This is a genomic window from Deinococcus gobiensis I-0 (genome assembly GCF_000252445.1).
In the GTDB taxonomy this organism is placed as follows: domain Bacteria; phylum Deinococcota; class Deinococci; order Deinococcales; family Deinococcaceae; genus Deinococcus; species Deinococcus gobiensis.
Genome location: NC_017790.1, coordinates 1,905,340 through 1,918,926, shown reverse-complemented (window position 1 = coordinate 1,918,926; position 13,587 = coordinate 1,905,340). Strand labels below are relative to the sequence as shown.

The 13,587-nt window shown below is 71.1% G+C and carries 11 protein-coding genes; 9 read left to right on the top strand and 2 right to left on the bottom strand.

The features are described from left to right. The first annotated feature begins 51 nt into the window (after positions 1-51). From DGO_RS09005 to DGO_RS08975, 7 genes are all read left to right on the top strand, one after another. Positions 52-543 (top strand): MarR family winged helix-turn-helix transcriptional regulator, encoded by a 492-nt coding sequence (locus DGO_RS09005; protein ID WP_014685188.1) that lies wholly within the window; start codon positions 52-54, stop codon positions 541-543. Positions 544-634: 91 nt separating this feature from the next. Beyond that, the gene (gene gnd, locus DGO_RS09000) at positions 635-2,128 is read left to right on the top strand and encodes a decarboxylating NADP(+)-dependent phosphogluconate dehydrogenase (protein ID WP_050920753.1); all 1,494 of its coding nucleotides are present in this window, start codon (positions 635-637) and stop codon (positions 2,126-2,128) included. Positions 2,129-2,329: 201 nt separating this feature from the next. Beyond that, entirely contained in the window at positions 2,330-2,728 is a 399-nt protein-coding gene (locus DGO_RS08995) for a cupin domain-containing protein (RefSeq protein WP_014685186.1), read from the top strand. Then, positions 2,725-3,933 carry an alanyl-tRNA editing protein gene (locus DGO_RS08990; protein ID WP_043801802.1) on the top strand — a complete coding sequence of 403 codons (1,209 nt, stop codon included), beginning with the start codon at positions 2,725-2,727 and terminating at the stop codon, positions 3,931-3,933. Before DGO_RS08995 ends, DGO_RS08990 begins: the two co-directional genes overlap by 4 nt. Before the next feature lie 100 nt (positions 3,934-4,033). Next, positions 4,034-5,746 carry a bifunctional metallophosphatase/5'-nucleotidase gene (locus tag DGO_RS08985; RefSeq protein WP_014685184.1) on the top strand — a complete coding sequence of 571 codons (1,713 nt, stop codon included), beginning with the start codon at positions 4,034-4,036 and terminating at the stop codon, positions 5,744-5,746. A 214-nt stretch (positions 5,747-5,960) separates the two neighbouring features. Continuing rightward, positions 5,961-8,477 carry an alpha-glucan family phosphorylase gene (gene glgP / locus DGO_RS08980; protein ID WP_014685183.1) on the top strand — a complete coding sequence of 839 codons (2,517 nt, stop codon included), beginning with the start codon at positions 5,961-5,963 and terminating at the stop codon, positions 8,475-8,477. Between the two features lie 140 nt (positions 8,478-8,617). Then, complete coding sequence (locus DGO_RS08975; protein WP_050920752.1) at positions 8,618-9,493, top strand: EamA family transporter; 876 nt, start codon at positions 8,618-8,620, stop codon at positions 9,491-9,493. Between the two features lie 141 nt (positions 9,494-9,634). On the opposite strand, the gene pcaC is transcribed toward DGO_RS08975, so the two are convergent. Then, on the bottom strand, positions 9,635-10,006 hold the full coding sequence (gene pcaC / locus DGO_RS08970) for a 4-carboxymuconolactone decarboxylase (protein ID WP_014685181.1): 372 nt from the start codon (positions 10,004-10,006) through the stop codon (positions 9,635-9,637). A 92-nt stretch (positions 10,007-10,098) separates the two neighbouring features. Between pcaC and proB the strand changes: the two genes are divergently transcribed. Both proB and DGO_RS08960 read left to right on the top strand, forming a co-directional pair. Continuing rightward, positions 10,099-11,190 carry a glutamate 5-kinase gene (gene proB, locus DGO_RS08965; RefSeq protein WP_014685180.1) on the top strand — a complete coding sequence of 364 codons (1,092 nt, stop codon included), beginning with the start codon at positions 10,099-10,101 and terminating at the stop codon, positions 11,188-11,190. A gap of 70 nt (positions 11,191-11,260) precedes the next feature. Then, positions 11,261-12,544, top strand: a complete 1,284-nt coding sequence (locus DGO_RS08960) for a glutamate-5-semialdehyde dehydrogenase (RefSeq protein WP_043801794.1) — start codon at positions 11,261-11,263, stop codon at positions 12,542-12,544. A gap of 44 nt (positions 12,545-12,588) precedes the next feature. On the opposite strand, the gene ispH is transcribed toward DGO_RS08960, so the two are convergent. Further along, a complete protein-coding gene (gene ispH / locus DGO_RS08955) occupies positions 12,589-13,584 on the bottom strand; it encodes a 4-hydroxy-3-methylbut-2-enyl diphosphate reductase (RefSeq protein ID WP_014685178.1) in 996 nt (331 codons plus the stop codon). Between the last annotated feature and the right edge of the window lie 3 nt (positions 13,585-13,587).

Sequence of the window (13,587 nt, the reverse complement as noted above, 5' to 3'; positions counted from 1 at the left end):
CGAGAGAGTTGCAGGGTTGAAAGGATGAAGTCCCGAGCTCACCCCGCCCCCGTGTCCCCGACCGACCCCGAAGAGCTGGCCCTGCGGCTGGGACAGGCCATCAAGGCGATGCACCGTCTGGTGAGCGGCGGCGTGATGCGCAACATGCAGGACGAGAAACAGGAACAGGAACTGTCGTTCTCGCAGGTGGCGGCGCTGCACCAGCTGCGCGACTGTGAGATGACCGTGACCGCCCTGGCCGAGCGCACCAGCCTGAGCCTGCCCGCCGCCAGTCACCTCGCCGAGCGTCTGGTGCGCCGGGGACTGATCGGGCGCACCGAGAATCCCGGCAACCGCCGCGAGAAGCTCCTGACCCTCACCGACCTGGGCCGCGCCCACCTCGCGCGGATGGACACGGCCTTCAGCGACACCTACGTCGCCCTGTTCGCCCGCGTCAGCCCCGAGCTGCTGGCCTCCACCGAGGCCAACCTGCGCGCCCTGGTTCAGGAACTCACGTCGCGGCCGGCGGGCGAGCCGCTCCCGGCGGTCCCCGAGACGCCGTAACGCCGGGAGCGCCGGACCTGGCCTTTGCCCAACCTTGACCGTCTCGACATCCTGACTGGCGGCTCATCTGCGGTGTACTACCCTGGCGGCCATGACGCAGATCGCCGCCGCAACCGCCGCCCCGACCTCCTCTCCCGTGGCCGACATCGGCGTGATCGGGCTGGCGGTCATGGGCGAGAACCTGATCCTGAACATGGCGAGCCGGGGTTTCACGGTCGCGGCCTTCAACCGCACCGTGAGCCGCGTCCCGCAGTTCACGTCGGGACGGGCCAGCGGCAAGAGCGTCGTGGGGGCCGAGTCGCTGGAAGGCTTCGTGGGGCTGCTCAAGCGCCCGCGCAAGGTCATGCTGATGGTCAAGGCGGGCGCGCCGGTCGACGAGTTCATCGCGCACCTGCGCCCGCTGCTGGAGCCGGGCGACGTCATCATCGACGGGGGCAACAGCCACCCCGCCGACTCGACGCGGCGCACCCGCGAACTGGAAAAGGACGGCCTGCTGTTCGTGGGTACCGGGGTCAGCGGCGGCGAGGAAGGCGCGCTGACCGGGCCCAGCATCATGCCCGGCGGCAATCCGGCCGCCTGGGAGACGGTGCGCCCCATCTTCCAGGCCATCGCGGCGCGCGTCGCGGACGGCACGCCCTGCTGCGACTGGGTGGGGCCGGAGGGCGCGGGGCATTTCGTGAAGATGGTCCACAACGGCATCGAGTACGCCGACATGCAGATGATCGCCGAGAGCTACCACCTCCTGAGCGCGCAGGGCGGCCTGAGCGCCCCCGAGATCGCGCAGGTCTTCGCCGACTGGAACCGGGGCGAGCTGAACTCGTACCTCATCGAGATCACGGCCGACATCCTGACCAAGACCGACGACCGGACCGGCGGGCCGCTGGTGGACGTGATCCTGGACGCCGCCGGCCAGAAGGGCACCGGCAAGTGGACCAGCGTGGCGGCCCTGGACGCGGGCAGCCCCGCCGCGACGATCACCGAGGCGGTGTACGCCCGCGCCATGAGCGCCCTGAAAGAGGAGCGCGTGGCCGCGAGCGCCGAGCTGCGGGGCCCCGCGTCCCTGCCTGCCCCGGACCGCGCCGCCTTCGTCGAGGAAGTGCGCCGGGCGCTGTACGCCTCCAAGATCGCGGCGTATGCCCAGGGTTTTCAGCTGCTGCGCCTCGCGGCGGGCGACGCGGGCTGGACGCTGGACTTCGGGGCCATCGCCATGATGTGGCGCGGCGGCTGCATCATCCGGGCGCAGTTCCTCGACCGCATCAAGGAGGCCTACGCCGCCGATCCCGCGCTGCCCAACCTGCTGCTCGCGCCCTATTTCCGTGAGGCGGTGGGCGAGCACCAGGAGGCGTGGCGCCGGGTCGTCTCGTCGGCGGCCCTGGGGGGCGTGCCGGTGCCGGCCTTCGCCAGCGCCCTGGCCTACTACGACGGCTACCGCACGGCCCGCCTGCCGGCCAACCTCATCCAGGCGCAGCGCGACTACTTCGGCGCGCACACCTACGAGCGCGCGGACGGCCCGCGCGGCGAGTTCCACCACACCAACTGGACCGGGCGCGGCGGCGACACGGCCAGCACGACCTACAACGCCTGAGCGGCCCCCAGGCGGGGCGGAGGCCACACGGTGAAGAGGCCTGCGGCATCGTCTCGCCGGAGGACAGGTCAGGTCGCCGTCCATCCTCGGCCTGACCGTGCGGGAGGAGGAACGGACGAAGCAGGCCGGAGTGGGCTGGAGAGGTCCGCGCGATTTTCCGGCCATTCGCACTGGGAGCTGCGCCTTCCTTAGACTGGCACCATGACCGTGCCGGAGCCGCTCAACCTCGCCGCCGCCTTTGCCGGCTTCACCGAAACCTACGCGCCGCGCGTCGCCGCCGAACTCAACGGTCAGATGGTCAAGCTCGCCCGGATTCAGGGGCGCTTCGTGATGCACGCGCACCCGAGTGAGGACGAGCTGTTTTTCGTACAGCGCGGCGAACTCCTGATGCATTTCGAAGACGGCCCGACCCGTACCGTTCGCGAGGGCGAACTGCTCGTGGTGCCGCGCGGCGTGCGCCACTGCCCCGATGCCCACGAGGAATGCTGGGTGCTGCTGTTTGAGCCGGCGACGACCGTGAATACCGGTGACGTGGGCGGCGAGCGCACCCGCGACGCCGTGCCGCTGGGAAACCGTGCGCCGTCGGGAGAAGGCGCGTGACCGTGGCCCTCTATCACCGGCCGGGCCAGGAAGGACAGGCCCTGACCTTCACTGCCGAGGTGCGGGCAGTGGGGGAGAGCGGGGGCGTGCCCGAGGTCGCCCTGGACCGCACGGCCTTCTACCCCGAGGGCGGCGGCCAGGGCGGCGACGCGGGGCGGCTGGTCTGGCCGGGCGGCGAGGCGGCCGTCGAGGACACCCGTAAGGACAAGGCCAGCGGCGAGGTGTGGCACCGGCTCGCGCCCGGCGCGGCGCAGCCGCCTGTGGGCGCGGCCGTGCGCGGCGAGGTGGATCAGGCGCGCCGCGCCCGCCACATGCAGCGCCACAGCGGCGAGCACCTGCTGGCCCAGGCCTTCGCGCGTGTGAACCCCGCCTTCGAGGTCGCGGCGGTGAGCATGACCGGCCCCGAGTGTCACCTCGACCTGCGCGGCGACCCGACCGAGACCGACGTGCGCGCCGCCGAGGCGCTGCTGCGCGAAACCCTGGGCCGGGACGACCTGACCCTGGAGACGCCCGTCGTGGACGAGACCGACCTGGGCCGCTACCCGCTGCGCCGCGAGACGAAGGTGCGCGGACAGGTGCGGCTGGTCATCTTCCGGGACGCGTCGGGCGACTTCTTCGACGTGAGCGCCTGCGGGGGGACCCATGTGCCGCGCGCGTCGCAGGTGGCCCCGGTCGCCGTGCTGCGCACCGAGCGCGTCAAGAGCGGCCTGACCCGCGTGACCTTCATGGCCGGCGAGGAGGCGGCCGAGTACCTGGGCGGCGTGTACCAGGGGGCGCGTGCCCTGGCCCAGACCCTCAGCGTGCCGGTCGAGGGGGTGGGTGAGCGGGTGGGGGCCCTCCAGGCCGAGCTGCTGGCCGCGCGCGCCGAGGCCCAGGGCCTGCGCGGCGCGCTCGCCGGGGCGTTGGTCGCGGCGCAGCCCGCCGAGGTCCTGGGCACGCTGACGCTGCGCACGCTCACGCTGCCCGACGCTGCGCTGCTGGCCCCCGCACTCGCGGCGGTGCCGGCGGGCGAGGTGCTGCTGGTCCTGGCCCCCGGCGGGCGCTGCGGCGTCGCCTCGGCCACTGCGGCGGTGCGGGCGGGCGAGGTGCTGCGCGCGGCCCTGGCCGTGACGGGCGGCAAGGGCGGCGGCCGTCCCGAGCTGGCCCAGGGCAGCACCGAGGCGCCCGGCGCCTTCTTCGGCGCGGCGCGTACGCTGCTGGCCTGAGGGGGCGGCGCGGGAACACGCAGGGCGTCCGGGCACACAGGCCGGATGGATGAACGACTCTTCACCTTCGGCTGACAAATCTGTCTACACTGAGAGACGCATGAAGAACAACGTAGCTTACGTGGGTCTCGCCCTGATCCTGGGCGGTTGCTCGTCGACCATCGGAGACCTCACCCTTATTCCCCCGACGCCTGTTTACCAGAACGTCACCGTAATCGGCGTCAACGACTTCCACGGCAACCTGTTGCCGACCAGCTTCCGCGTGCCGGACCCCTCCGACCGCACCAAGACCGTGACGGTGCAGGCCGGCGGAATCGACACCATCGGCGGCATCCTGGATACCGCGCGCAAGGAAAACCCCAACACGGTGTTCGTGGGCGTGGGGGACATGACCGGTGCCAGCCCCCTGATCAGCGCCCTGCTGCGCGACGAGCCGACCGTCGACGCCCTGACCCAGCTCGGCATGGCCGTGAACGTGGTCGGCAACCACGAGTTCGACAACGGCATCAAGGAACTCATGCGCTTCCAGAAGGGCGGCTGCGACAGCAACGCGCCCGAACGCGCCTGCAAGTTCGACAACACCTTCTCCGGCGCGGGCTACACCTACATCGCCTCGAACGTTCTGGACTCGGCGACGGGCAAGCCGGTGTTCCCCGCCTACAAGATGGTCACGGTCGGCAGTGCCAAGATCGCCTTCGTGGGGGCAGTCCTCAAGGACACCCCGACCGTGGTGACCCCGAGCGGCGTCGCGGGCCTGACCTTCGCCGACGAGGTCGCCAGCATCAACAGCGCGATCCCCGAGATCAAGGCGCAGAAACCCGACGCCATCATCGCGCTCGTCCACCAGGGCGGTTCCAGCAGCGACGCCTTCGACGTGGTGAACTGCAAGACCCTGGGCGGCGACATCGTCAAGATCGCCCAGGGCATCGACTCTTCGGTCGGCGCGATCATGACCGGTCACACCCACCGGGGCTACAACTGCCAGATCGCCGGTCCTGACGGCACCCTGCGCACCGTGATCCAGGGCGACTCCTACGGCCACCTGCTGCAGCGCCTCGACCTGCGCGTGGACATCGCCAACCACCGCCTGAGCAGCCTGACGGCCAGCAACGTCGTTGTGGACTCCGCGACCCTGCCCAAGAACGCCAACATGACCGCCCTGGTCAACAAGGCCAAGAGCATCACGGACCCCCTCGGCAAGCAGGTCGTCGCCACGCTGGGCGTCGAGCAGATCACCCGTACGGCCAACTCGGCGGGCGAGAGTGCGCTGGGCGACGTGATCGCCGACTCGCAGCTCGCCGCCGCGTCCTCGGCCGCCAAGGGCAGCGCCGTCATCGCCTTCATGAACCCCGGCGGCATCCGCGCCGACCTGCCGGTCAACGTGCCCAACACGAGCAAGACCGTAACCTACGGCGACGTGTTCACGGTGCAGCCTTTCGGCAACATCATGCAGGTCATCACCCTGACCGGCGCGCAGATCAAGGCCGCGCTCGAGCAGCAGTTCGGCAACCCGGCCACCGGCCAGAACCGCATCCTCCAGGTCAGCAAGGGCTTTACCTACACCTGGGACAACGCCGCCGCCAAGGGCAGCAAGGTGAGCAACATCCAGCTCAACGGTGTGGCGATCGACCCGGCGGCCAGCTACCGCGTCACCATGAACAACTTCCTGGCCGACGGCGGCGACGGCTTCACCACCTTTGCGCAGGGCACGAACCGCACCGGCGGCGACGTGGACCTCGACGCCTTCCAGAACTACCTCAAGGCCAACACCGTGACCCCCGGCCCGGTCAACCGCATCACCCGCCAGAACTGAGCCCTTTCCGGAGGTGTGGCCCGAACCAGCGCTGCGCCTCCCGGCGACGAAGAACCGGACCCCCTCGGCGTGTCCGGTTTTTTCGGTGGCCGGACGGAGGAGCGTTCCTCAGGTGGACCCGGGCCGGTACCGACCGGCGTTCCCCCGTTTTCGCGTACCACACGTCTTCACTGCCTGCCGCAGCGGGGGGCGGCGTAGTGTAAGCTCAGCGGGTATGAACATCATCGGAAAAGTCACGGTGCTGCCGCAGTTGCCGCCCGCAATCGCGCGGCTCTCCGAGCTGGCCTATAACCTCTACTGGTCGTGGACCCCCCATGCGCAGAGCCTGTACGCCGACCTGGACCACGACATTTGGGAGCGCTTCCACCGCAACCCGGTGCGGCTCCTGCTGGAGGTGCCGCAGGCCCGCCTGACCCAGGCCGCCGCCGACCCCGCCTACCTGGCGCGCTACGCGGCGGTCATGGCCGACTTCGACGCCTACATGGGCAAGAAGGACACCTGGGTCACGAAGAATGCGGCCGATCTCAAGCCGGTCGCCTACTTCAGCATGGAGTACGCCTTCCACGAGTCGCTGCCCATCTACTCGGGCGGTCTGGGCGTGCTGGCGGGCGACCACTGCAAGAGCGCCTCGGACCTGGGTCTGCCGTTCACGGCGGTCGGCATGCTGTTCCACCAGGGCTACTTCCGGCAGCTGTTCGACAAGGACGGCTGGCAGAACGAGGCCTACGACGAACTCGACCTGACCACCCTGCCCATCCGGCCGGCCCGCAACGCGGCGGGTGAGGACGTGCGCGTGCGCGTGCGCATCGGCGGGCGCGAGGTCACGGTGCGGGTGTGGACCTTGCAGGTGGGCCGGATCCGCGTGCTGCTGCTCGACGCCAACGTGCCCGAGAACAGCGAGGAGGACCGCAAGCTGACCGCCCGCCTGTACGGCGGCAACCAGGAACTGCGCGTGCAGCAGTACGTGCTGCTGGGCGTGGCCGGCGTGCGCGCCCTGCGTGCCCTGGACGTGCCGGCCAGCGTGTACCACATGAACGAGGGCCACGCCGCCCTCATGGGCCTGGAGCGTATGCGCGAATATGTCGAGTCCGGTCTGGATTTTGCCGCCGCCCTGGAAACGACCGCCAGCAGCACCCTGTTCACGACCCATACCCCGGTGGCTGCGGGCAACGACGCCTTTACCTACGAACTGATGGACCGCTACGTCGGCGAGTGGCCGGGGCTGCTGCATACGGGCCGCGACGACCTGTACGGCCTGGCCCGCCACGACCAGATGTGGGACGGCCACCTCGTGCCCAGCTTCTCGATGACCGTCTTCGCGCTGCGCCTGAGCCGCGCGGCCAACGGCGTCTCGGAGCTGCACGGCGAGGTCAGCCGCGACATGTGGAACTTCCTGTACCCCGGCGCGGCCCCCCAGGAAGTGCCCATCGGCCACGTCACCAACGGGGCGCACAACCTGACCTTCACCAGCCAGCCCATGCGCGACCTGCTCTCGACGGTGCTGCCCGCCGACTGGACCGAGCGGCTGGAAGACGAAGCCATGTGGCAGGCGGTCGAGAACCTGAGCGATACCCAGCTCAGCGACGTGCAGCGCGAGATGAAGCGCGAGATGGTCGCGTTCGTGCGCGTCCGGCAGCGCGAGCAGGCGCTGCGCAACGGGGCCTCGGCCGCCGACGTGGCCGCCACCGACACCCTGCTGCGCGAGGACGTGCTGACCATCGGCTTCGCGCGCCGCTTCGCCACCTACAAGCGCGCCACGCTGCTGTTCCGCGACAAGGCGAGGCTCGCGCGCATCGTGAACCACCCCGAACACCCGGTGCAGTTCGTGTTCGCGGGCAAGGCCCACCCGGCCGACAACCCCGGCAAGGCCTTCATCCAGGAGATCTACCGCGTCTCGCAGGAACCCGAGTTCAAGGGCAAGATCGTCATCCTGGAAAACTACGACATGAACGTGGCGCGCCACCTCGTGCAGGGCGTGGACATCTGGCTGAACAACCCCCGGCGTCCGCTGGAGGCCTCGGGCACGAGCGGCATGAAGGCCAGCTTCAACGGCTCGCCCAACTTCAGCGTGCTCGACGGCTGGTGGCGCGAGGGCTACGACTCGACCAACGGCTGGCCCATCGGCGAGGAGCGCGAGTACGCCGACCTGAACGTGCAGGACGACGCCGACGCCTTCAGCCTGTACTCGACCCTCGAAGACCAGATCGTGCCGCGTTACTACGGCGCGGGCCAGGGCGGCGAAAGCTGGGCGCACACGGTCCGCCGGTCCATCGAGACGGTCAGCCCCCGGTTCTCGATGCAGCGTCAGGTCATCGACTACGTGCGCCAGTACTACGTGCCGCTCTCGAAGCGCGGCGCCGAGGTCGCGGCCGACCACAGCGCGCGCGCCCGCCACATCGCCTCCTGGAAGACCTGGGTGCGCCAGCAGTGGCCCCACACCCAGATCAGCGCCCAGGCCGACCTGCCGCCGACCGCCCGCCCCGGCGAGACCGTGAAGGTGCGCGCCGCCGTGAACCCGGCCGGGATTCACCCCGACGAGCTGAAGGTCGAGGCGGTCCTGATGCGCGGCGACGAGCAGCACCGCGTGGCCCTGACGCACGGCGAGGGCAACGTCTACAGCGCCGAGGTGGCCCTGCCCGACAGCGGCCTGTACTCGCTGGGCGTGCGCATGGTCCCCGAAATCGCCGGCCTGAGCAACGAGCTGGAACTGGGCCTGATCAAGTGGGCCTGAGGCGCTAGCCGCTGAGCCGCAAAAAGCCCCTTGCCCTGCGCCGGGGGCTTTTCGTTTCGCCGCATCTTCCGTCCTGATTCCGCCCCGTCCAGACCCCGCCGACCGCCGCCGGGTCCGGCCCGCGCATAATGGCTCCCCGTATGCCTGCGCCCCGACTGTCCTTGCCGCCCCTGCCGTCGCTCGTGCTGGCGATGCTCAGCATCCAGGGGGGCGCGGCTTTCGCCAAGTCGCTGTTTCCGGCCCTGGGACCTTTCGGCACCACGGCGCTGCGGGTGGGGCTGGCCGCCGCGCTGCTGTTCGCCGTCTTCCGGCCGTCGCTGCGCCGCCTGACGCGCGCCGACTGGGCGGTCATCGTGCCCTACGGCGCGGCCCTGGGCCTGATGAACCTGACCTTCTACGCCTCGCTGAAGTACCTGCCGCTGGGTCTGGCCGTGACCTTCGAGTTCGTGGGGCCGCTGCTGCTGTCGCTGGCCCTCTCGCGCCGGGCGCTGGACTTCGTGTGGGTGGCGCTCGCGGCCCTGGGCATCGTCCTCATCGCGCCGCACGGGGGCGAGGGCAGCCTCAGCCTGCCGGGCGTCGCCCTGGCCCTGACCGCAGGTGGGCTGTGGGCCGGGTACATCGTGGCGGGGGGTGCGGTCGCGCGGCGCGTGCCCGGCACGGCCGGCGTGGTCGCGGGCATGACCGTGGCGGCCCTCATCGTCCTGCCCTTTGGCCTCGGGCAGGCGGGGGCGGGGCTGCTGCACCCCCAACTGCTCCTCGCGGGGCTGGCGGTCGCGGTGCTGTCCAGCGCCCTGCCCTACACCCTGGAGATGCGGGCGCTGCGGGCCATCCCCACCCACGTCTTCGGGGTCCTGATGAGCCTGGAACCGGCCCTCGCCGCCCTGAGTGGCCTGCTGTTCCTGGGCGAGCGCCTCACGGCCCTCCAGGTCGCCGCGCTGCTGTGCGTGGTCGTGGCGAGCGCGGGCATCAGCCTGACGGGCAAGTCGGTCCACGCCAAGCCGGAGCCGGTGAGCTGAGCCGGACTTTGAGGGATTCCGGTGTATGGCCGGAATCCTTCGGGTGCAGCAGGTGGACGAAAGGACAGGTGAGTGGGAAGGACGAGTATCCGGTGTGTTCCTGGCTGCTCGTGGCTCGGTGCCCGCCCGGAGGTTGGGGGCCTACTTCTCCAGCACCCGCTTGGCCGCGTTGAAGGCGCTCAGGGCCGCCGGAACGCCCGCATAGATGGCGACCTGGTGCAGCACGTCGCTCAGATCGCGTTCGCTGACACCCGTGTTCGCAGTGGCGCGCAGGTGGCCCTCCAGCTCCTTTTCGCGGCCCAGGGCGGCCAGCACGGCAATCGTGACCATGTGGCGCTCGCGGTTGTCCAGGCCGCCGCGCCCCCACGCCGCGCCCCAGGCGTACTCGGTCAGGAAGCGCTGGAAATCCTGCCCGAAGGCCTCCGGGTCGCCCGCGAAGGCGCGGTCCACGAAGTCCTGGCCCATGACCTCGGCGCGCTTCTCCAGGCCCCGGCGAAAATCGTCGTCACTCATGGCCCCAGGGTAGGGGGTGGCCGGGGTACGGGCGGCGCCCTGTCTGCGTCGCCGGGAGATTCCAGCCCGCCCTGGCCCTAGCATGGGGCCATATGCGCGTCGTCCTGAAACTCGGCACCAGCGTCCTCACGGGGGGCACTGACCGGCTGCACCGGCCCCGGCTCGTCGAACTCATGCGCGGTATGGCGGCGGTGCGGGCGGCGGGGCACGAGGTCGTGCTCGTGACCAGCGGCGCGGTGCTGGCCGGCTGGGAAACGCTGGGCTTTCCGCCGCGTGACCGCACCCTGGCCGAAAAACAGCTCCTGGCGGCGGTGGGCCAGGGCCGCCTGATGCACCTGTATGCCCTGATGGCCGAGCTGTACGGCGTCAACGTGGCGCAGGTGCTGCTCACCGCCGACGACTTCCGCGACCGCACCCGCTACCTCAACGCGCGCACCACCCTGGAGGGCTGCCTCACGCGCGGCGTGCTGCCGATCATCAACGAGAACGACGCCGTGGCGACCGGGCAGCTCAAGCTGGGCGACAACGACACCCTCTCGGCCTTCGTGGCGAACCTGGTCGAGGCCGACCTGCTGGTCATCCTGACCGACGCGCCGGGCCTGTATACCGCCGACCCCCGCCTGGACCCCCACGCCACCCTGATTCCGGTCGTCGAGCGCGTGACCCCCGACATCTGGGCGCTGGCGGGCGGGGCGGGCAGCCACCGGGGCACGGGCGGCATGCGCACCAAGATCCAGGCCGCCGAGATCGCCACCCGCGCGGGCACGCCCCTGGTGCTGGCCCCCGGCGACCTGGAGGGCGCGCTGGAGCGCATCGTGGCGGGCGAGGCCCTGGGCACCCGCTTTCTGGCGCACGGCACCCGCCTGGAGGCCCGCAAGCGCTGGATTCTGGCCGAGATCGCCGCCGGGCGCGTGCTGCTCGACGAGGGGGCGGCGCAGGCGGTAGAGGGGCGTGGAGGCAGCCTGCTGCCGGCGGGCATCCGCGCGGTCGAGGGCGACTTCGAGCGCGGCCAGACGGTGCGTCTGCTCGCCCCCGACGGCCACGAGATCGGCCGGGGCCTGACGCGCTACCGCTCGGGCGACCTCGCGCGCATCGCGGGGCGGCATTCGCGCGAGATCGAGGGCGTGCTGGGCTTCACCTACGGCCCCGAGGCGGTCCACCGCGACGATCTGGTGCGGCTCTGAGACGAAACGGAAACGGCGCAGGTGTGGACAGCGCCGGGGCTGCGGGGGGAACGCGCTCTAGACTGGGCACATGACCGTGGCCGAACAGATCAGCATCCGGGAGATGGGCCGGCGGGCCAGACAGGCGGGGCGCACCCTGCGCTCGCTGCCCACCGCGCGCAAGGCGGCGGCCCTGCTCGCCATCGCCCGCGAGTTGCGCGCCCGCGAGGCCGAGATCCTGGCCGCGAACGCCCGCGACGTGGCAGCGGCCCAGGACGCGGGGCTGCCTGCCCACATGGTGGACCGCCTGCGCCTGAGCGCCGCGTCGCTGGCCGCCATCGCCGCCGACGTGGAGGCCGTCGCCGCGCTGCCCGACCCGGTGGGCGAACAGACCGAGGCGCGGCGCCAGCCCAGCGGCGTCGAGGTTTCGCAGCGGCGCGTGCCGCTGGGCGTGCTGGGCGTCATCTACGAGAGCCGCCCGAACGTGACGGTGGACGTGGCCGCCCTGGCCCTCATGAGCGGCAACGCGGCCATCCTGCGCGGCGGCAAGGAGACGGTCCACAGCAACGCGGCGCTGGAAGACGCCATCCGCGCGGCGCTGGAAGGCCAGGGCCTGCCGGCGGGCGCGGTGCAGGTCATCCGCGACCCGGCGCGCGAGCGGATGCTCGAACTGCTGCGCCTCGACGAATACGTGGACGCGATCATTCCGCGCGGCGGAGCGGGCCTGCACCGTTTCTGCGTCGAGAACGCGACCGTGCCCGTGATCGTGGGGGGCATCGGCGTGGTGCACATCTACCTCGACGAATCGTTCACCCGCGACCCCGCCGACGTGGAACGCGCCGCCGCCATCGTCCGCAACGCCAAGGTGCAGAAGCCCAGCGCCTGCAACGCCCTGGACACCCTGCTGGTAGACCGCGCGGCCCTGGACGCCCTGCCCGACGTGCTGCGGCCCCTGCTGGCCGACGGCGTGGACCTGCGCGCCGATGCCGAGAGCCTGGGCGCGCTGCGCGGGGCGGGGCTGGCCGCCGCGCCCGCCGCCGACACCGACTACGGCACCGAATTCCTGGCCCTGGTCGCCAGCGTGCGGGTCGTGTCCGGGCTGGACGAGGCGCTGGACTTCATCGCCGAGCACGGCGGGCACACCGACGTGATCCTCACCCGCGACGCCGCGCAGGCCGAGCGCTTTGTCGGCGACGTGGACAGCGCCGCCGTGATGGTCAACGCCAGCCCCCGCTTCAACGACGGCGGGCAGCTGGGCCTGGGGGCCGAGGTCGCCATCAGCACCCAGAAGCTGCATGCGCGGGGGCCGATGGGTCTGCGCGAACTCACCACGACCAAATGGGTCGTGCGTGGCGAGGGGCAGGTCCGGGGCTAGGCGGCGCCGGGGGGGCCAATTCTGGCGGCCCACCCCCACCGCCCTCACCTCATCGTGCGGGGCAGCTCCTGCGTCGGCAGGATCTTCTTGGGCGTGCGGAACTCAATGTCCTCCCACTCGCCCTCCTCGATGACCTCCAGTGCCGGGTTGAGGCTCCGGAAGTGCGCCACGACCTCCTGCACGAGGTCGTCGGGGGTACTCGCCGCGCTCGTGATGCCCACCGACCGCACGCCGCCCAGGTCCAGGCCGGCGAGGTCGGCCGCCGTCTCCAGGCGCTCGGCGCGCCCGCAGGTCTCGGCGGCGAGTTCCAGCAGCCGCATGCCGTTGCTGCTGTGCGTGCTCGTCAGGACCAGGAAGGCGTCCACGTTCGGGGCGATGGTCTTCACGGCGTCCTGGCGGTTTTTGGTGGCGTAGCACAGGTCCTCGCTGGGCGGCACGTGCAGCGCCGGAAAGCGGGCCCTCAGCACGTCCACGGTGCGCCGGGTGTCGTCCACGCTCAGGGTGGTCTGGGTCAGCACGACCAGCTTCTCGGGGTCGGGCACCTCGACGGTGTGGGGGTCGTGCAGGCCCTCGCCGGTCTTGCCCAGCACGCCGACCAGGATGGTGTGTTCGGGGGCCTCGCCGCGCGTGCCGATGACCTCCTGGTGCCGGGCACTGTCCCCGATGAGCAGGATGGTGTAGCCCTCGCGGGCGTACTTCTTGGCCTCGGTATGGACCTTCGTCACCAGCGGGCAGGTCGCGTCGATGGTCGCCAGCCCCAGCGCCCGCGCCCGCTCGCGCACCGCCGGGCTGATGCCGTGGGCGCTGAAGATCACCGTCTCGCCTTTGTCCGGCAGGGCGTCCACCGTGTCGAGGTCCTCGACGAAATGCACGTTGCCGCCCTCGCGCAGCCGCTCGACGACCGTATGGTTGTGGACGATGGAGTGATACACCGTCACGGGCCGGTCCTCCTGCGCGGCGGCGCGCTCGACCGCCTGAATCGCCATGACCACCCCGGCGCAGAAGCCGCGCGGTTTGGCGAGGTACACCTTCTCGATCATGTG